Genomic DNA, 17,337 nt, shown 5'->3' with positions numbered 1-17,337 from the left:
GGGTCGGTCCACTAGGGTCGTTGCCGTGGCGACTGAAACGAACCTGCAGCGGACCCTCGTCCTCGTGAAGCCCGACGGCGTGCGGCGCAACCTCTCCGGGGAGGTGCTGCGGCGCATCGAGGCCAAGGGCTACACCCTGGTCGCCGTCGAACTGCGGACCGCGACCCCGGAACTCCTCGCCGGTCACTACGAGGAGCACCAGGGCAAGCCGTTCTACGAACCGCTCGTGGAGTTCATGCTCTCCGGCCCCGTGCTCGCCGCGGTCGTCGAGGGCCACCGCGCCATCGAGGGCTTCCGCTCGCTGGCCGGCACCACCGACCCGACGACCGCCGCGCCGGGCACCATCCGCGGCGACCTGGGCCGGGACTGGGGCCTGAAGGTCCAGCAGAACCTCGTCCACGGGTCCGACGCCCCGGAGTCCGCGGCCCGCGAGATCGGTCTCTGGTTCCCGAACCTCTGACCCGGCGATGAGTTCTCGGCCAGTCTGAGGTCGAAGGATCGAGAAGGCCGGACGGACGGCCTCAGACCCCGGGAGCACTCGTGCGCATGGCCTTCCTCAACGTGCCGGTCGCGAGCAAGGAGGCCTCCAAGGCCTTCTTCTCGGCGCTCGGGTTCGCGCCGAACCCGCAGTTCGAGAGCGACGACACGGCCTGCATCGTGATCGAGGAGAACATCTTCGTCCTCGTCCACGAGCCCTCGCGCTGGAAGGACTTCCTGCACTCGGAGTCCGCCCCCGCAGGCACGACCGAGTACGTGCTCGCGCTCTCGGCCGACTCCCGCCAGGAGTGCGACGACCTCGTGGCCAAGGCGCTGGCGAACGGCGGGTCCGTCTACGGCCCGGCCACGGACCTCGGCTTCACGTACGGCACCAGCTTCCGCGACCCCGACGGTCACGTCTGGGAGGTCAGCTGGATGGACCTCGCGGCGGCCGCCGAGGCCGGCAGCATCGGCGAACCCGCCTGACCACCCGCCCGGTCCGCGATCCTGCGGGGAACACCTGCACGATCGCGGACCGGGAAGGTCAGGGTCGGGACTGCACGTACTGCGCCCACGCCGTCTCGACCGCGGCGAGGGCGGTCTCGTCCTGCAGCGACGTCACGTCCCCGCCGGGGCGACCGGCGGTCATGTCGGCCATCAGCCGGCGCATGATCTTCCCCGACCGGGTCTTCGGCAGGTCCGGCACGACGACGACGTCGCGGGGTTTCGCGATCGCCCCCACGGCGCGCGCGACGTGTTCCCGCAGTTCCGCGCCGACCCCGTCGGAGGGACCCGTGCCGCGGAGGATGACGAACGCCACGATCCGCTGACCCGTCGTCTCGTCCGGCGCCCCGACGACGGCGGCCTCGGCCACCCGCGGGTGCGACACGAGGGCCGACTCGAGTTCGATGCTGGAGAGCCGGTGACCCGAGACGTTCAGGACGTCGTCGATGCGGCCGCCGATCCAGATGTAGCCGTCGGCGTCCTTGGTCGCGGCGTCCCCGGCCAGGTACCAGCCCTGGGCGGCGTAGGGCTCCCAGTAGCTCTTGACGAACCGCGCGTGGTCGCGCCACACCGTCCGGGCCATGCCGGGCCAGGGTTTCGTGATGACCAGGACCCCCTGCTCGCCCGGGGCGACCTCCTCACCCGCCTCGTCGACGACGGTCGCGGAGAACCCGGGCAGCGGGACCGTCCCGGAACCCGGTTTCAGCGGGGTGACGCCGGGCAGCGGAGCGACGACGGCCGCCCCGGTCTCGGACTGCCACCACGTGTCGACGATGGGGCAGCGTCCACCACCGACGTTGCGGTGCAACCACGTCCACGCCTCGGGGTTGATGGCCTCGCCCACGGAACCCAGCAGCCGCAACGACGACAGGTCGAAGCCCGCGGGCAGTTCCGGACCGTGCTTCATGAACGTCCGCACCAGGGTGGGGGCGGTGTAGTAGATCGTCACGCCGTACTTCTCGATGACCTCGAAGTGGCGACCGGGGTGGGGGGTCAGCGGTGAGCCCTCGTAGATGACCTGGGTGGTCCCGTTGGACAGCGGGCCGTACATCTCGTAGCTGTGCGCGGTGACCCAGGCGAGGTCCGCCTGGCACCAGTAGACGTCGTCGTCCTTGACGTCGAACACCGCCCAGTGCGACCAGGAGGTGTGGGTGAGGTACCCGCCGCTGGTGTGCACCAGCCCCTTGGGCCGGCCGGTGGTCCCCGAGGTGTAGATGATGAACAGCGGGTTCTCGCTGTCGAAGCTCGGCGCGACGTGCTCGACGGGCTGGCGGTCGACGAGTTCGTGCCACCAGACGTCGCGGCCCTCCGTCCAGGGGACGTCCGGCGTCCGCTCCCCGGTGCGGCGCAGCACGAGGACGTGCTCGACGTGGTCGAGCCCCTCGACCGCCGCGTCCGCGGCTCCCTTCACCGCGACGGCGGTACCCCGCCGGAACTGCCCGTCGGTGCAGACCAGGAGCTTCGCGCCGGTGTCCTCCACCCGGAACCGCAGCGCCTCGGCGGAGAAACCCCCGAACACCAGGCTGACGACGGCGCCGATGCGCGCGCACGCCATGGTCGTGACGATCGTCTCGGGCAGCACCGGCAGGTAGAGGACGACGCGGTCGCCGTGCCCGATCCCGAGTTCCTCCAGCGCGTTCGCGAGCCGGCAGACCTCGTCCTGCAGCTGCGCGTAGGTGATGGTGCGGGAGTCCCCGGGTTCGCCCTCCCAGTGCAACGCGACCTTCTCGCCCCGGCCCGCGGTGACGTGGCGGTCGACGCAGTTCACCGCGACGTTGAGCCTGCCGCCCGTGAACCACTGCGCGGTCGGCAGCGTCGAGCCGTCGAAGACGGTGTGGAACGGCTCGTCCCACTGCAGCCGCCGGGCCTGTTCGGCCCAGAACGCCTCGGGGTCCGCGGCCGCGCGCTCGTACTCACCCGCGCCGACGTTGGCCTGGGCGCTGAACTGCGCGGACGGCGGGAAGACGAGGTCCTGCGCGGGGTCGTCCAGGGGCGTGCTCGTCATGCGGTGCGTCCTCACGGGCGGGGCGGTCGGCGGACCGGCCGTCGGCCGGCTTGGCCACCAGGGTAGCCGCGCCGTAGGCTCGGACCGTGGAGAGCACCCGGGTGAGCGCGAGCACGCCCCCGGCGTCCGCGGTCGCCCGCCCCTTCTTCGCCGTGCAGCGTCGTCACGTCGACCTCTGCCGCACCCGCTCCTCCGCCTGTCGCTGACCCGCAGTGCACGTCGCCGGGAACACCCGGCGGCCCCCGGGTGCTCAGCCGAGCGACCCGGCCGGTCACGTCAGCAGCCCCGGAGGGGTACGCCATGTCCCGAGAGCCACTGCGCCTGGGCGTCGAACTCGACGCCGCCGGTCGCCACCCCGCCGCGTGGCGCCTGCCCGGCGCGCGCCCGGCCGAACTCTTCACCGCCGCCCACTGGCGCCGCCTCGGCGCGCTCGTCGAGCGCGCCGACCTCGACCTGCTCGTGGTCCCCGACTCCTTCCGCCTCGGCTCCAGTGACGAGCGCGACCAGCGCGGTCGCCTCGACGCCGTCGCGATCGCCGCGCACCTCGCGCCGCTGACCCGCCGGGTCGGTCTCGTGCCGGTCGTCACGACGACCCACACCGAGCCGTTCCACACGAACAAGGCCGTCGCGACGCTGGACTTCACCAGCCTCGGCCGCGCCGGCTGGCAGGTCGAGGTCTCCACCACCGCCGAGGAGGCGGACACCTTCGGGCGGACGGGGACCGCCCCGCCGGAGGAGCTGTGGCGCGAGGCCGCGGACACCGTCGAGGTCGTCCGTCGGCTCTGGGACAGCTGGGAGGACGACGCGGTGGTCCGCGACGTCGCCAGCGGCCGGTTCGTGGACCGCGACAAGCTGCACTACGTCGACTTCGAGGGGGAGCGGTTCTTCGTCCGCGGTCCCTCGATCACCCCGCGCTCCCCGCAGGGCCAGCCGCTCGTCGTGGTGCCCGTCCGGGACGAGCACTCCCTCGCGGTGGCCGCCGCGCACGCCGACGTCGCCCGGATCGAGGCCGGCGACGAACGCACCGCGGCCGAGACCGCGGACCGGCTGCGGACCCTGGCCGGCCGCGAGCTGACCGTCCTGCTCGACGTGGAGGTCCTGCTCCGCGGGACCGCCACGGAGGCCCTCGACGTCGCCGGCCGGCTCGACGAGCTGAGCCCCGGCGCCGCGCCGCGCTCGGTGCGCCACCTCGGCACCCCCGCCACCCTCGCCGCGGCCCTGGCCGAGCTGCCCGACGGCCTCGACGGCGCCGTCCTCGCGCCGCTGGACCTGCCCGCGACGCTCGAACTCGTCGTCAGCGGGGTCGTCCCCGCGCTGACCCGGCCGCCGGTCGCGGGCAGCACGCTGCGCGAACGCTTCGGCCTGCCCCGCCCCACCAGCCGCTACGCCAGGACCGGAGGCCTCCGATGACCCGCCGTGAGACCCCCCGTGAGACCCCTCGTGAGACCCCTCGTCAGATCCACCTCGGGGCGCACTTCCCGGGCGTCAACAACACCACCGTCTGGCGCGACCCCCGCTCCGGCAGCCAGGTGGACTTCTCCTCCTTCGAACACCTCGCCCGGACCGCGGAGCGGGGGTTGATGGACTTCTTCTTCCTCGCCGAGGGGCTGCGGCTGCGCGAACAGCGCGGGAAGATCCACGACCTCGACGTCGTCGGCCGTCCCGACACCCTCACCGTCCTGAACTCGATCGCGTCGGTCACGACCCACCTGGGCCTGGCCGGGACGATCAACGCCACCTTCAACGAGGCCGCCGAACTCGCCAAGCAGTTCGCCTCCCTCGACCACCTCTCCGGTGGGCGTGCGGCCTGGAACGTCGTCACCAGTTCCGACGCGTTCACCGGGGAGAACTTCCGCCGCGGCGGGTACCTCGCGCACGCCGACCGCTACGTCCGGGCCCGCGAGGTCCTCGACGTCGCGCGGGAGTTCTGGGACTCCTGGGCCGAGGACTCCCTGGTCGCCGACCCCGAGACGGGGGTGTTCGCCCGGGGGATCGCCGAGGTCGACCACCGCGGCCCGCAGTTCCAGGTCCGGGGGACCGGTGCGCTGCCGCGCAGCCCCCAGGGGCACCCGGTCCTGTTGCAGGCCGGCGACTCCGACGACGGCCGTGAGTTCGGCGCCACCTACGCCGACGCCATCTTCACCATGCACGGCTCGCTGGAGGCGGGGCAGAGGTTCACCGCCGACATGCGCTCCCGCGCCGTCCGCAACGGCCGCTCCGGTGACGACCTGAAGATCCTCCCCGGGGTCACGTTCGTCCTCGGTGACACCCCCGAGCAGGCCCGCGAGCACGCCCGGGAGATCCGGTTCCAGCAGGTCGGGCCGGCGCAGGCGATCGCGTTCCTCGAACAGGTCTGGGGCCGCGACCTGAGCGACCACGACCCCGAGGGACCGTTGCCCGCGCAGGACCCGGAGACGACCTCGACCATCGCCCAGGGCCGGACCCGGATGACGAAGGACCCGGTGGAGACCGCGCGCACGTGGCGCGACCTCGCCGAGGCCAACGGGTGGAGCAGCCGGGAACTCGTCGTCGAGGTCACCGGCCGCCAGCAGTTCGTCGGCACCCCTGCGCAGGTCGCGGAGGAGATGGACACCTACGTCCAGGCCGACGCCTGCGACGGGTTCATCCTCGTGCCCAGCCTCACCCCGGCCGGCCTCGACGAGTTCGTCGAGAAGGTCGTCCCGCTGCTGCAGGAACGCGGCAGCTACCGCACCGGGTACACCGGTTCGACCCTGCGCGAGCACCTCGGTGTGCCGCACCCGCACCGTCTCGCCCCCGCCGTCCGCGCCACCGCCTGAGGAGTCCGCCATGACCACGACCACCAGCACGCTCGACACCGCCCGCCAGACCTGGGACGCGTGGCGTGCCACCCGGACGGCCGACCTCAGCGCGCTGCACGGCTGGCTGAGCCTGACCGGGCTGCACTGGCTCGTCGGCGAGGCCGCCCCCGTCGCGGACCTGCCCGGCACCTGGGAGTCGATCGAGGGTGGTGTCCGACTCACCGCGACCGCGGCCGACGGGGTGGTGGTGGACGGTTCCGCCGTCGACGGGACCGTGCTCCTCGAGACGGTCGAGGGTGCCCCCGGGTTCCTCGTCGAGATCGGGGACCGGCGGGTGGAGGTCATGCAGCGCACCGGGATGCACGCCCTGCGGGTGCGCGACCCGAAGTCCCCGACGCTCGCGGCGTTCACCGGGGTCCCCGTGTTCGGGTTCGAGGACCGCTACGTGCTCGACGCGCAGTTCGTGCCGTACGCGGAGTCCCGGGCCGTCGTCGTCGGTGCCGTCGTCGAAGGGCTGCAGCACCACCACGAGGCCGTTGCCACCGTGCGCTTCGAGCTCGACGGTCCGCAGGAACTCACGGTCTTCCGCAGTGCGAAGGGTTCGACCATCCTGTTCACCGACGCGACCAGCGGCGTGAGCACGACGGGGACGACGCGCTCGATCTCCGTCCCCGAACCCGACGCCGACGGACACGTCGTGCTGGACTTCAACCGGACGACGAACCTGCCGTGCGCGTTCACCGACCACGCCACCTGCCCGCTGCCGCCCGCCGAGAACCGCCTCACCGTGCCCGTCGCGGCGGGGGAGAAGGATCCCCGGTGACCACCACCGAACTGCTCGCCGCCCCGTTCGGCGACGCCGAACTGGCCGCGCTGCGGGCGGACTTCCCGATCCTGGGCCGCTCGACCCGTTCGGGGAACCCGTTGGTGTACCTGGACTCCGGCGCCACGTCGCAGAAACCGCGGGCCGTCCTCGACGCCGAACGCCGGTTCTACGAGACCCACAACGCGGCCGTCCACCGCGGGGCGCACCAGCTGGCCGAGGAGGCCACCGACGACTTCGAGGCCGCCCGGGCCGCCATCGCCGGATTCGTCGGGGCACCCGCCCACGAGGTCGTGTTCACCAAGAACGCCACCGAGTCGCTCAACCTCATCGCGCACGCGTTCAGCACCACCACGGCCTACGCCGCCCGCGGCACCGCCCCCGACGGTCAGGCCGTCGACCCGCGGTTCGTCCTCGCCGAGGGCGACGAGATCCTCGTCACCGAGGCCGAGCACCACGCCAACCTCGTGCCCTGGCAGGAACTCTGCGCCCGGACCGGTGCCGTCCTGCGCTGGGTCCCCGTCACCGACGGGGGGTCCTTCGACCTCGACGCCCTCGACGCGCTGGTCGGGGAGCGGACCAAGGTCGTCGCCTTCGCCCACGCCTCCAACGTCCTCGGCGGGCTCGCCCCCGTCGCCGCGTTCGTCGCCGCGGCGCGCCGGGTGGGGGCGCTCGTCGTCCTCGACGCCTGTCAGTCCGTCCCGCACCTGCCCGTCGACCTCCCCTCGCTCGGGGTCGACCTCGCGGCGTTCTCCGGGCACAAGATGCTCGGGCCGTCGGGGATCGGGATCCTCTGGGGCCGGGCCGAGGTCCTCGACGCGATGCCGCCGTTCCTCACCGGCGGATCGATGATCGAACTGGTCCGGATGGAACGCTCCACCTTCGCCCCCGTCCCGCAGAAGTTCGAGGCGGGTGTCCCGATGACGGCGCAGGCCGTCGGGTTGCACGCCGCCGTCGACTACCTGCGCGGGCTCGGCCCCGACGGTTCGGGGATGGCCCGCCTCGAGGCCCACGAACGCGACCTCACCCGACGCCTGCTCGCCGAACTGGCGGAACTGCCCTGGGTCCGCGTCCTCGGCCCGCTCGACGCCGCCGATCGGGTCGCCCTGGTCTCCTTCGTGGTGGAGGACGTCCACGCCCACGACGTCGGGCAGCTGCTCGACGACGAGGGCGTCGCCGTGCGGGTCGGGCACCACTGCGCCTGGCCGCTGCACCGCCGGTTCGGCGTCGCGGCCACCACCCGGGTCAGCTTCGGGCCCTACAACCAGAGCTCCGACATCGACGCCGTCCTGCGCGGGCTGCACCGCGTCCGGGCGCTGTTCGCGTGAGAGCCTGACCGCCGTGGACCTGTACCAGCAGCTGATCATCGAGCACTCCAAACGTCCGCACGGCGAGGGTCTGCGCGACCCGTTCGCCGCGCAGGCCCACCACGTGAACCCGACGTGCGGCGACGAGATCACCCTGCGGGTGGCGCTCGCCGGCGACACGGTCGAGGACGTCTCCTACGACGCCCTCGGGTGCTCGATCAGCCGCGCCTCGGCCTCGGTGCTGCACGACCTCGTCGTCGGGCGCTCGCTCGAGGAGGTCGTCACGGTGCGGGACGCGGTGCAGCACATGCTGACCAGCCGGGGTGAGGACGAGGGTGACGAGGACGTCCTCGGTGACGCCGTCGCCCTCGCCGGTGTCGCGAAGTACCCCGCGCGGGTGAAGTGCGCCCTCCTCAGCTGGTCCGCCCTCGCCGACGCCCTGCTCCGCGCGCCGAGCCCCACCTGACGTCGCGCGGGCCCGAGGTTCAGCGGGGTGGGGCGGTCGAGTCCCGCACCACGAGTTCCGTGGCCAGCTCGATGTGGTGCGGGTCCACGGTCTCCCCGTCGATGAGGCGCAGCAGCATCTGCAGGGCGTAGCGACCCATGTCCTGCAGGGGCGTGTGCACCGTCGTCAGGGCGGGAGTCAGCCAGGGCGCCAGGTAGGTGTCGTCGAAGCCGACGACGGAGAGGTCCCCGGGCACCTGCACGCCCAGGGCGTGGGCGGCCTGGACCACTCCGAGGGCACAGACGTCGGTCACGGCGAAGATCGCCGTGGGGGGTTCCGCCAGCTGCAGCAGCCGGGTGGCCAGTTCACGTCCGGCCTCGAAGCCGAAGCCGCCGTCGACCACGAGGGCGGGATCGACGGGGATGCCCGCGTTCTCCATCGCCGCGCGGTACCCGTGCAGACGCGCCTGCGAGATCGCCGCCCCGGCCGGACCCCCGAGGTGCGCGATCCGCCGGTGACCCAGGGAGATCAGGTGCTCGGTGGCACTGAGACCGCCGGTCCAGTTCGTCGCGCCCACGCTGGCCACGTCCGACTGCGGTGTGTGCACCGGGTCGACCACGACGAGCGGGAGGTGGACCTCGGAGAAGCCGGCGACCTGCTGCGAGGTGAGGTCCGAGGTCACCACGAGGACCCCGTCCCGGCCCGACCCGACGAGCCGGCGAGCCCACTCCGCCCCGCCGCCGTAGCCCGAGGAACCGTCGGAGAAGCGACCGACGACGACGTCGGCGTCCGCGGCCGTGCCGGCGTCGGTGACCCCACGGATCAGTTCGGTGGCGTACGGGCTCATGAAGTCGTCGAAGACGAGCCCGATGGTGCGGTGGGCCACCAGCGGCTGCCGTTTGGGGGCGGGGAGGTACGCGTGCTCGAGCAGCAGGCGTTGGACGAGGGCGCGGGTCTCGGCTCCCACGTCGTCGCGCCCGTTCAGCACCTTGGAGACCGTGGCGGCGGAGACGCCGGCTTCGGAGGCGATCGCGGTGAGCGTCGGGCGCCTGCGCCGACCCACGTCTGTCACGGTTCCTCCTCGAGCTCGCCGAGAGGCCGGGTCCTCTCGTGCTCGGATCATCGCAGCACGAGGCCCCTGTCGACGATCGTGCGACGCGCGGACCCCGCGACACGGGGTCGGTCCGTCGATCTGCGAAACATTTCGTGGACGACGGTACGGGCTCCAAGCGCCGGTCTGCAACAGTTTCCCGCGGTCCTGGATTAGTCACTCGCAGGTGCTTGACGCCTTCCGAACGTCAGGTCTAGCGTCTCGGCACGTCGCATCTGCGAAAGATTGCGAAGACGCCGCGAGCATCTGCGACCACCCGACCCAGCCAGCTCCACGACGCCCGGCCACGCCGCCGGTCACGCCGGCCACGCGGACGTGGAGAGGCGACCACCCTGACGGAGGACACCTGTGCACGAGACCTCTCCCAGCTCCGAGTCCGGCCGGAACCGCCTCAGCCGACGGGGCCTGCTCGCCCTCGGTGCCGTCGCGGGTGCCACCCCGGCCCTGGCTGCGTGCGGCTCCGGCGACAGCGGCGACGGTTCGACCGAGATCGGGCTGTGGACCTGGGCGTCGGAGTTCGAGGACGCCTTCGCGGCCGCGGCCGCCGAGTACCACCAGCTGCACCCCGAGGTGACGGTCAAACCCCGCTACTGGAGCTTCGCCAACTACGCACCCTCGTTGCAGGCCGCGCTGACGGCGAAGGAGGAGGGCGACATCTTCATGCCCCTCGTCTCCACGCTGGCCCTGGCCGAGGCGGGACGCACCGTGGACCTGCGCAAGGCCCTGGGTGGGGACTTCCTCGACGGCTTCTTCCCGTCCACCAACGACGAGAACGTCTACCAGGACGGTCAGTACGCCGTCGGCTGGGCCGCCCAGACCTTCGGGCTCTTCCACAACACGACGATCCTGTCCCAGCTGGGGCTGATGCCGCCCGAGACGTGGGACGACCTCGCGGCGATGGCCCCGCAGATCAACGCGGCCGGCCTCGTGCCCATGTCCATCCAGGGCAACCCGTCCAACCAGCTCTCCGACTTCACGCTCCCGATCATCACCCAGATCACCGACGATCCCCAGGTCGTCCTCGACCTCGACACCCACACGGCCAAGGGCGTCTCGTGGGACAGCGAACCCGTCGTCCAGGCGCTCACGATCGTCAAGCAGCTCACCGACGCGGGGGTCTTCTCCGCCGGGGTGCTCGCCACCGACAGCGACACCGCGAACAGCACGTTCACCAGCGGCAAGGCGGCGATGCTGTTCACCGGGTCGTTCTTCCCGCCGGCCCTGCAGACCACGGCACCCGCGGAGTTCCTCACGCAGTACGGCATCGCCAAGACGCCCACGGTCGAACCCGGGGGGAAGCACTGGTGCGCGAACCAGGCCGGGTACACCTGGGCCGTCAGTTCCGGATCGAAGCACCAGGACGCGGCCGTCGACTTCCTCAAGTACCTCTACGACCCGGCGCGGTACCTCAAGATGATGAACGACACCTTCTCCATGCCCAGCACGAAGGCGGCGGCCGACGGGGTCGCGAGTCAGGACATCAAGACGATGACCTCGTGGTTGCTGGACGGGGAGGGTGCCCCGCACATCATGTTCGGGAAGGGGACCCTGGACTCCGTCACGAACGGGGTCGTCTCCGTCGTGAACGGTTCCGCCACACCGGCGCAGGCCGCCAAGGCCATCGAAGCGGCCGTGGTCCAGGCGCGGAAGATCTGATCTGCCCGTGGCCACCACCTCTGCACCGCACACGTCCCGCACCGCGCCGGACCGACGCCGTCGTTCCCGGCCGCTCACCGGCTGGTCCAACACCACCGGTCTGCTCTTCGTGGTTCCCGCCGTCGTCTTCTTCGGCGTCTTCATCGCCTACCCCGTCCTGCGGACGTTCTGGCTGTCCCTCACCACCGCCGACGGTTTCGGCGGTGCCTCGTTCGGCGGGCTGCACAACTACGGCGTCATGGTGACCGACCCGATCTTCCGCAAGGCGGCACTGGTCACCGTCGTCTACACCGTGGTGACCACGACCTTGCAGACCGTCCTCTCGATGGTGCTGGCGCTCCTCGTCAACGCCGGCCCGCGCCGCAGTGCGGTGGTCTACCGGACCCTGCTGTTCCTGCCGGCCGCCGTCTCGCTCACGGTCACCGGCCTCCTGTGGCGCATCGGGCTCACCCCGGTCTTCGGGGTGTTCAACCGGTGTCTGGAAGCCGTCGGACTCGGTGGGCTGCAGCACGCCTGGCTCGGGGACACGGCGACCGTCCTGCCCACGATCATCGTCGTGTCGCTCTGGCAGTCCACGGGGCTGTTCATGCTGATCTTCTACGCCGCTCTCGGCAACGTCGACCCGGCCATCTCCGAGAGCGCCCGGGTCGACGGCGCGGGGCCGTTCCGCGAGGCGTGGAGCATCACGGTGCCCATGCTCCGGCCGGTCGTCGAGGTCGTCGTCATGCTCAACGTCCTCAACGGTCTGAAGGTGTTCGACCTCAACTTCGTGATGTCCAACGGTGGACCGCTGCACGCCTCGGAATCCCTCAGCAGCTACACGTACCTGCTGACGTTCGGTTCCTCCACCGGCGGCGTCCCCTCGTTCGCCTACGGTTCCGCCATCAGCGTCGTCGTGTTCCTCGTCGCCGGTCTCGCGACGGTGCTGCTCTACCGCTTCCGGAAGGGAGAACAGTGAGCACCACGACCCTGGAACGGCCACCCTCCGCCTCAACCGGTCGGCCGCCGCGCAGCGCCGGAGCGGTCGGCCGCCGCGTCCTGTGGCACGTCGTGATGATCGTCGTGGCCGCTGCCGCCGTCGCGCCCCTGGTGTACATGGTCCTGACCTCGATCCGACCGCAGGCGACCGCGTTCTCCGGTCCGGTGATCCCGGACTCGTTCTCCGGGTCGGGGTACGCCTTCGCCTGGAACCAACTGCAGATCTGGCGCAACTTCCTCAACAGCGTGCTCATCACGGGGGCGACGCTGGCCCTCACCATCGCGGCCGCGACGCTCGCCGGGTACGCGTTCTCCCGGATCGGTTTCACCGCCCGGAACCTGCTGTTCTTCGTCGTCACGAGCGCGCTCTTCCTGCCCGGGGTCGCGACGCTGATCCCGGTCTACCTGGAACTCCAGACCTTCGGGTTGCTCGGCAGCCGGCTGGGTCTGATCCTCGTCTACACCGCGGGGGGAGTCTCGTTCTCGTTGTTCCTCATGCGGACGTTCTTCGACGCGCTGCCGAACGAACTCGGTGAGGCGGCACGCCTCGACGGGGCGACCGAGCTCCAGATCTTCTGGCGCGTCATGCTGCCGTTGTCCGCTCCGGGCATCGCCACCGTCGCGATCTTCCAGATGATCAGCGTCTGGAACGAACTCCTCTTCGCGAGCGCCCTCGTCTCCGACCCGGCCTCGCGTCCGATCCAGCCGGTCGCCAACTCGCTCATCGGTCAGTACGGCACCAACTGGCCCGCGCTGACGGCGACCATGACCCTGACCGCGTTGCCGATGGTGATCGCCTACGTCGTCTTCCAGCGGTGGTTCGTCGCCGGGCTGACCGCCGGGGCGGTGAAGGCGTGAAGGCGCGCGGCACGATCGACGTCCTCGCTCCCCGTCGCCTGGGACGCACCGGGTTCGAGGTCACCGCGCTCTGCGTCGGGACCGCCGAGCTGGGCGACATGACGAACGTCTACCAGCCCGTGCCGGAGGACCGGGCGCTTGCCACGGCGCGTCGGGCCTTCGCCGGACCGTTGACCTTCGTCGACACCTCCAACGGTTACGGCTCCTCGGAACGCCGCCTCGGCACCGTCCTGCGCGAACTGGGCGGGGTCCCGGACGGGATCCTGCTGGCGACCAAGGTCGACCCGGTGGGCGACGGTCCCTTCGACGGGCCCCGGACCCGCGCCTCGGTCGCGGAGAGCCTGGACCGGCTGGGGCTGGACCACCTGCCGTTGCTGCACCTGCACGACCCGGAGCGGATCGGGTTCGAGGCGGCCACGGCGTCCGGCGGACCGGTCGAGACCATGCGGGCCCTCGTCGAGGAGGGCGTGGTGGGCCACCTCGGGGTCGCGGGCGGCACCGTCGACCTGCTGCGCCGCTTCGTGGACACGGGACTCTTCTCCGTCGTCCTCAACCACAACCGGTGGACGTTGCTGGACCGCTCCGCGGAACCCCTGCTCGCCGACTGCGAGGCCTCCGGGACGGCGTTCCTCAACGGAGCGCCCTTCGGCGGCGGCATCCTCGCCAAGGGGCCGGCCGCCGTCCCGAGGTACTGCTACGCACCCGCCTCCGAGGCCGTCCTCGCTGCGGCCGAGGCCATCGAGGCCTCCTGCCGCCGCTACGACGTCCCGCTCGCGGCCGCCGCGCTGCAGGACTCGCTGCGCGAGGAGCGCATCACCTCCACCGTGGTCGGGTCCTCCCGACCGGAGCGACTGGACCAGACCCTGGCCCTGGCCGCCCACCCCGTCCCCGACGAGCTCTGGTCCGAGCTCGACGACCTCGTCCTCCCGAAGGAGCACTGGCTCGCGTGAACACCCCCACGGACACCCCCGCACGCCCGACGACGTTCGCCGTCATCGGCAGCGGCTGGCGGTCGGAGTTCTTCCTCCGTCTCGCCCAGGCCGCGCCGGAACGGCTGCGCGCCGTCGGCGTCGTGACCCGCAGCGCCGAGAGCGGCGCGCGGCTCACCGACCGGTGGGCGGTGCCCACCGTCCGCACCGTCGACGAGCTGATCCGCAGCGACCGACCCGACTTCGTCATCGCCTCGGTGCCGTGGGCGCAGATGCCGATCACCGTCCGCGAACTCGAAGCGGCCGGCATCGCGACGCTCGCGGAGACCCCGCCGGCCCCGGACCTCGACGGGCTGCGTTCGCTCTGGCACGACGTCGGCGCCGGCGGCCGGGTCCAGGTCGCCGAGCAGTACCTGCTGATGCCCGGTCACGCGGCCCGGCTCTCGCTGGTGCGCGCCGGGGTGATCGGCGAACCCACCCAGGTCCAGCTGTCCTCGACGCACATGTACCACGCGGTCTCGCTCGTCCGCGGTCTGCTCGGCGTCGACTTCGACGAGGTCGTCGTCAACGCCCGCACCTTCACCGCCCCGCTGGTGGATCCGCTGAGCTTCGGGGGCTGGGACACCTCCGCGACGCCGGAACCCCGCTCGAACGTCCTGGCCACCCTGGACTTCGGTGGGAGGTCGGCTCTCTACGACTTCAGCGACAACCAGTGGTGGAACCCGTTGCGAGCCCGGCGCATCGTCGTCCGCGGCTCGATCGGGGAGATCGTGGACGACGCCGTGACGCGGATGGTCGACCCGACCAGCCCGGTCACCTCGACGCTGTCCTACCGCCGTCGCGGGGTCGACATGAACCTCGAGGGCGTCGACCTGGACACCGTGAGCTTCGACGGGGAGGTCGTCTACCGCAACGCCTGGGCAGGTACCCGGATGTCGGAGGACGACATCGCGGTCGCGCAGATCCTGTCCGACACCGGCGCCTGGGCCCGGGGTGAGGGTCCCGCGCCCTACCCGTTGGCCCAGGCCTGCCAGGACCACGCCATCGCCCTGGCGATGGGGACCTCGGCGGCCACCGGCACCGACGTGCGCGTCGCGAAGGAGGTGTGGGCCTGATGCCCCTCGTCCGCATCGACCTGCCCGACACCACCTCCGTGGAGCTGCGCCGCGCCATCGGTGACGCCGTGCACGCCGGCCTCGTCGAGGGACTGCAGATGCCCCTCGAGGACCGGTTCCAGATCCTGCGTGCGCTACCGGCGGAGGACTTCTCCTTCGACCCGCACTTCATGGGCGGTACCCGTCGCGACGTGGTGTTCCTGCAGGTCCTGATGGTCCGCGGGTACTCCACGGAGGTGAAGAAGGCGACCTTCGCCGCGATCGCCTCCCGGTTGGAGGCCGCCGGTGTGCGTCCGGACGACGTGTTCCTCGCCGTCACCGAGAACGGTGGTGAGGACTGGTACGTCGGTCGCGCCGGCGACGCGGACCAGGCCCCGTGAGAGCGCTGGTCCTGCGCGAACCCGGGACCCGGCCCGTCGTCGAGGACGTCGACCTCGACGGCCCCGGCCCGGGGGAGCTCCTGGTGCGCGTCGAGGCGGCCGGCGTCTGCCACACCGAACTGCACTACGTCAGCGGTGACATCCCCTGCCCGCTCCCGATCGTCCTCGGCCACGAGGGCACCGGGATCGTCGAGGAGCTCGGCGGCGGGACCGGCGGGCCCGACGGCCTGCACGTCGGTCAACGGGTCGCCTTCACCTGGCGCCCGCGCTGCGGACAGTGCGAGTTCTGCGTCACGGGTCGGCCGGTCATGTGCGTCTACGGCCGGGTGCAGGCCCGCAGCGGCGGGCTGATGGACGGGACCAGCCGGTTGCGCCACGGGGACGAGCAGCTGCACCACTTCCTCGGGGTGTCCTGCTTCGCCGAACGCGCGGTCGTCTCGCGCCGCGCCGTCGTCGTCCTCCCGGACGACGTCGCGCCGACCCTGGCCGCCGTGGCCGGGTGTGCCGTGGTCACCGGGGTCGGTGCGGTCGTCAACGTCGCCGCTGCCGACGGCTCGCTGGCCGGGCGCCCGGTGCTCGTCGTGGGGGCCGGTGGAGTGGGGTTGTCCGCCGTCATGGGGGCGACCCTCGTGGGTGCCGGTCCCGTCGTCGTCGTCGACGTCTCCGCGGACAAGCTGGCCCTGGCGCGGCGGCTGGGGGCCACCCACACCGTCGACGCGTCCGGGCTGAGCCCCGCCGAGGTCGTCGAGGCCGTGCAGGAGGTGACGCACGGCGGTGCCGACGTCGCGGTCGAGGCGGTCGGGAATCCGGCGACGCTAGCCCAGGCGTTCGCCGCCGTGCGTCCCGGCGGCACGGTCGTGGCCGTCGGGCTGTCCTCGGTGACGGCCACCGTCGCCGTCCCCGTCAACGAGCTCGTCCAGCAGCAGAAGCGGTTGGTGGGCAGTCTCTACGGCTCGGCGAACCCGCCCGTCGACCTGCCCCGACTGCTGGCCCTGCACCGCGCCGGGCGGCTGCCGCTGGAGGAACTGCTGGGCGCGACCTACTCCCTGGAGGAGACCGTCGACGCCTACGACGCGCTGCGGGCCGGGGCCGTCGGCCGTGCCGTGGTCCTGCCTGGAACCGTTGCGGCGGTGGCTGCGTGAGCCGCTACGCGACCTACCCCAGCCTGCGCGGTGCGGGTGTGGTGATCAGCGGTGGAGCCACCGGTCTCGGCGCGGAGTTCGTCACCGAGTTCGCCGCCCAGGGGGCCCGGGTCGGGTTCGTCGACGTCCAGGAGGACGCCGGGCGCGTCTTGGTGGAGACGGTCGCCGCGGCCGGCCACCCGCGGCCGGAGTTCCGTCGTGCCGACGTCCGCGACCTCGCGGCCTACCAGGAGGTCCTGCGGGACCTGGGCGGGGAACTCGGCGGAGACCACGGCCGGGTCAGCGTGCTGGTCAACAACGCCGCCGACGACACCCGGCACGATACCGCCACCGTCGACCCGGCGAGCTGGGACGCGGGTTTCCGGGTGAACCTGGACCACCAGTTCTTCGCGACCCAGGCCCTCGTCCCCGCGCTGCGGGCCGCGGGTGGGGGATCGGTGGTCAACCTGGGCTCGATCAGCACCCACGTCAAACTGCGCGACCTCGTCGTCTACCGGACGGCCAAGGCGGCGGTGGAGGGCCTGACGCGCTCGCTCGCGCTGGAACTGGGACGCGACGCGATCCGGGTGAACTGCGTGATCCCCGGGTGGGTCATGACGGACCGCCAGCTCACGCACTGGGTCGACGCGGAGGCCGAGGCCACCCTGGACCGGGAGCAGTCCCTGGCCCGTCGGGTGGTGCCCGCGGACGTCGCCCGGATGGTGCTGTGGCTGGCCGCCGAGGACAGCGTCGCCTGCACCGGACAGAACTGGATCGTCGACGGAGGGTGGATGTGAACGACGTGCAGCAGGGAACACCGGGGCGCAGCCGGGCCTGGTTCGGGGCCA

Annotated in this window: 17 protein-coding genes; 15 read left to right on the top strand and 2 right to left on the bottom strand. The window is 72.0% G+C overall.

The window, feature by feature from the left end; genetic code table 11:
• The first annotated feature begins 25 nt into the window (after positions 1-25).
• A complete protein-coding gene (ndk, locus tag ACFQ46_RS15845) occupies positions 26-460 on the top strand; it encodes a nucleoside-diphosphate kinase (RefSeq protein WP_380260334.1) in 435 nt (144 codons plus the stop codon).
• 80 nt (positions 461-540) lie between these two features.
• Positions 541-963: a VOC family protein gene (locus ACFQ46_RS15840; RefSeq protein ID WP_380260333.1), complete on the top strand. Its 423-nt coding sequence runs from the start codon at positions 541-543 to the stop codon at positions 961-963.
• 58 nt (positions 964-1,021) lie between these two features.
• Here ACFQ46_RS15840 and acs read toward each other — a convergent pair whose 3' ends face one another.
• Positions 1,022-2,986 carry an acetate--CoA ligase gene (gene acs / locus ACFQ46_RS15835; RefSeq protein ID WP_380260332.1) on the bottom strand — a complete coding sequence of 655 codons (1,965 nt, stop codon included), beginning with the start codon at positions 2,984-2,986 and terminating at the stop codon, positions 1,022-1,024.
• A 300-nt stretch (positions 2,987-3,286) separates the two neighbouring features.
• On the opposite strand from acs, the gene ACFQ46_RS15830 reads away from it, so the two are divergent.
• From ACFQ46_RS15830 to sufU, 5 genes are read left to right on the top strand one after another with little or no spacing between them, the layout of a single operon-like run.
• Positions 3,287-4,396, top strand: coding sequence for an LLM class flavin-dependent oxidoreductase (locus ACFQ46_RS15830; protein WP_380260331.1), 1,110 nt, complete (start codon positions 3,287-3,289; stop codon positions 4,394-4,396).
• Complete coding sequence (locus ACFQ46_RS15825) at positions 4,393-5,784, top strand: NtaA/DmoA family FMN-dependent monooxygenase (RefSeq protein WP_380260330.1); 1,392 nt, start codon at positions 4,393-4,395, stop codon at positions 5,782-5,784. The genes ACFQ46_RS15830 and ACFQ46_RS15825 overlap by 4 nt, the downstream gene beginning before the upstream one ends.
• 10 nt (positions 5,785-5,794) lie before the next feature.
• Positions 5,795-6,589: a DUF1684 domain-containing protein gene (locus tag ACFQ46_RS15820; RefSeq protein WP_380260329.1), complete on the top strand. Its 795-nt coding sequence runs from the start codon at positions 5,795-5,797 to the stop codon at positions 6,587-6,589.
• Positions 6,586-7,917, top strand: a complete 1,332-nt coding sequence (locus ACFQ46_RS15815) for a SufS family cysteine desulfurase (RefSeq protein WP_380260328.1) — start codon at positions 6,586-6,588, stop codon at positions 7,915-7,917. The genes ACFQ46_RS15820 and ACFQ46_RS15815 overlap by 4 nt, the downstream gene beginning before the upstream one ends.
• A gap of 4 nt (positions 7,918-7,921) precedes the next feature.
• Positions 7,922-8,362, top strand: coding sequence for a Fe-S cluster assembly sulfur transfer protein SufU (gene sufU, locus ACFQ46_RS15810; RefSeq protein ID WP_380260451.1), 441 nt, complete (start codon positions 7,922-7,924; stop codon positions 8,360-8,362).
• A 19-nt stretch (positions 8,363-8,381) separates the two neighbouring features.
• On the opposite strand, the gene ACFQ46_RS15805 is transcribed toward sufU, so the two are convergent.
• Positions 8,382-9,413: a LacI family DNA-binding transcriptional regulator gene (locus ACFQ46_RS15805; protein ID WP_380260327.1), complete on the bottom strand. Its 1,032-nt coding sequence runs from the start codon at positions 9,411-9,413 to the stop codon at positions 8,382-8,384.
• A 387-nt stretch (positions 9,414-9,800) separates the two neighbouring features.
• On the opposite strand from ACFQ46_RS15805, the gene ACFQ46_RS15800 reads away from it, so the two are divergent.
• Genes ACFQ46_RS15800 through ACFQ46_RS15765 form a run of 8 tightly spaced genes read left to right on the top strand, consistent with a single transcriptional unit; the run spans position 9,801 to position 17,286 of the window.
• A complete protein-coding gene (locus ACFQ46_RS15800) occupies positions 9,801-11,108 on the top strand; it encodes an ABC transporter substrate-binding protein (RefSeq protein WP_380260326.1) in 1,308 nt (435 codons plus the stop codon).
• A gap of 7 nt (positions 11,109-11,115) precedes the next feature.
• Complete coding sequence (locus tag ACFQ46_RS15795; RefSeq protein WP_380260325.1) at positions 11,116-12,066, top strand: carbohydrate ABC transporter permease; 951 nt, start codon at positions 11,116-11,118, stop codon at positions 12,064-12,066.
• Positions 12,063-12,944 (top strand): carbohydrate ABC transporter permease, encoded by an 882-nt coding sequence (locus ACFQ46_RS15790; protein ID WP_380260324.1) that lies wholly within the window; start codon positions 12,063-12,065, stop codon positions 12,942-12,944. The genes ACFQ46_RS15795 and ACFQ46_RS15790 overlap by 4 nt, the downstream gene beginning before the upstream one ends.
• Positions 12,941-13,894 carry an aldo/keto reductase gene (locus tag ACFQ46_RS15785; protein WP_380260323.1) on the top strand — a complete coding sequence of 318 codons (954 nt, stop codon included), beginning with the start codon at positions 12,941-12,943 and terminating at the stop codon, positions 13,892-13,894. Before ACFQ46_RS15790 ends, ACFQ46_RS15785 begins: the two co-directional genes overlap by 4 nt.
• Positions 13,891-14,988 (top strand): Gfo/Idh/MocA family protein, encoded by a 1,098-nt coding sequence (locus tag ACFQ46_RS15780; protein WP_380260322.1) that lies wholly within the window; start codon positions 13,891-13,893, stop codon positions 14,986-14,988. The genes ACFQ46_RS15785 and ACFQ46_RS15780 overlap by 4 nt, the downstream gene beginning before the upstream one ends.
• On the top strand, positions 14,988-15,368 hold the full coding sequence (locus ACFQ46_RS15775) for a tautomerase family protein (protein ID WP_380260321.1): 381 nt from the start codon (positions 14,988-14,990) through the stop codon (positions 15,366-15,368). The genes ACFQ46_RS15780 and ACFQ46_RS15775 overlap by 1 nt, the downstream gene beginning before the upstream one ends.
• A complete protein-coding gene (locus tag ACFQ46_RS15770) occupies positions 15,365-16,510 on the top strand; it encodes a zinc-binding dehydrogenase (RefSeq protein WP_380260320.1) in 1,146 nt (381 codons plus the stop codon). Before ACFQ46_RS15775 ends, ACFQ46_RS15770 begins: the two co-directional genes overlap by 4 nt.
• Positions 16,507-17,286 (top strand): SDR family NAD(P)-dependent oxidoreductase, encoded by a 780-nt coding sequence (locus tag ACFQ46_RS15765; RefSeq protein WP_380260319.1) that lies wholly within the window; start codon positions 16,507-16,509, stop codon positions 17,284-17,286. The genes ACFQ46_RS15770 and ACFQ46_RS15765 overlap by 4 nt, the downstream gene beginning before the upstream one ends.
• The last annotated feature ends 51 nt before the right edge of the window (positions 17,287-17,337 follow it).

The organism is Kineococcus sp. GCM10028916, assembly GCF_042674865.1.
Classification (GTDB): Bacteria; Actinomycetota; Actinomycetes; order Actinomycetales; family Kineococcaceae; genus Kineococcus.
Note: the sequence above shows the minus strand (reverse complement) of the source record. Positions and strands in the feature narration are given on the sequence as shown.

Excerpts from the sequence above, each read along its gene's own strand:
- acs (WP_380260332.1), bottom strand. The coding sequence starts at position 2,986 with ATGACGAGCACGCCCCTGGACGACCCCGCGCAGGACCTCGTCTTCCCG.
- ACFQ46_RS15830 (WP_380260331.1), top strand. The coding sequence starts at position 3,287 with ATGTCCCGAGAGCCACTGCGCCTGGGCGTCGAACTCGACGCCGCCGGT.
- ACFQ46_RS15825 (WP_380260330.1), top strand. The coding sequence starts at position 4,393 with ATGACCCGCCGTGAGACCCCCCGTGAGACCCCTCGTGAGACCCCTCGT.
- ACFQ46_RS15820 (WP_380260329.1), top strand. The coding sequence starts at position 5,795 with ATGACCACGACCACCAGCACGCTCGACACCGCCCGCCAGACCTGGGAC.
- ACFQ46_RS15775 (WP_380260321.1), top strand. The coding sequence starts at position 14,988 with ATGCCCCTCGTCCGCATCGACCTGCCCGACACCACCTCCGTGGAGCTG.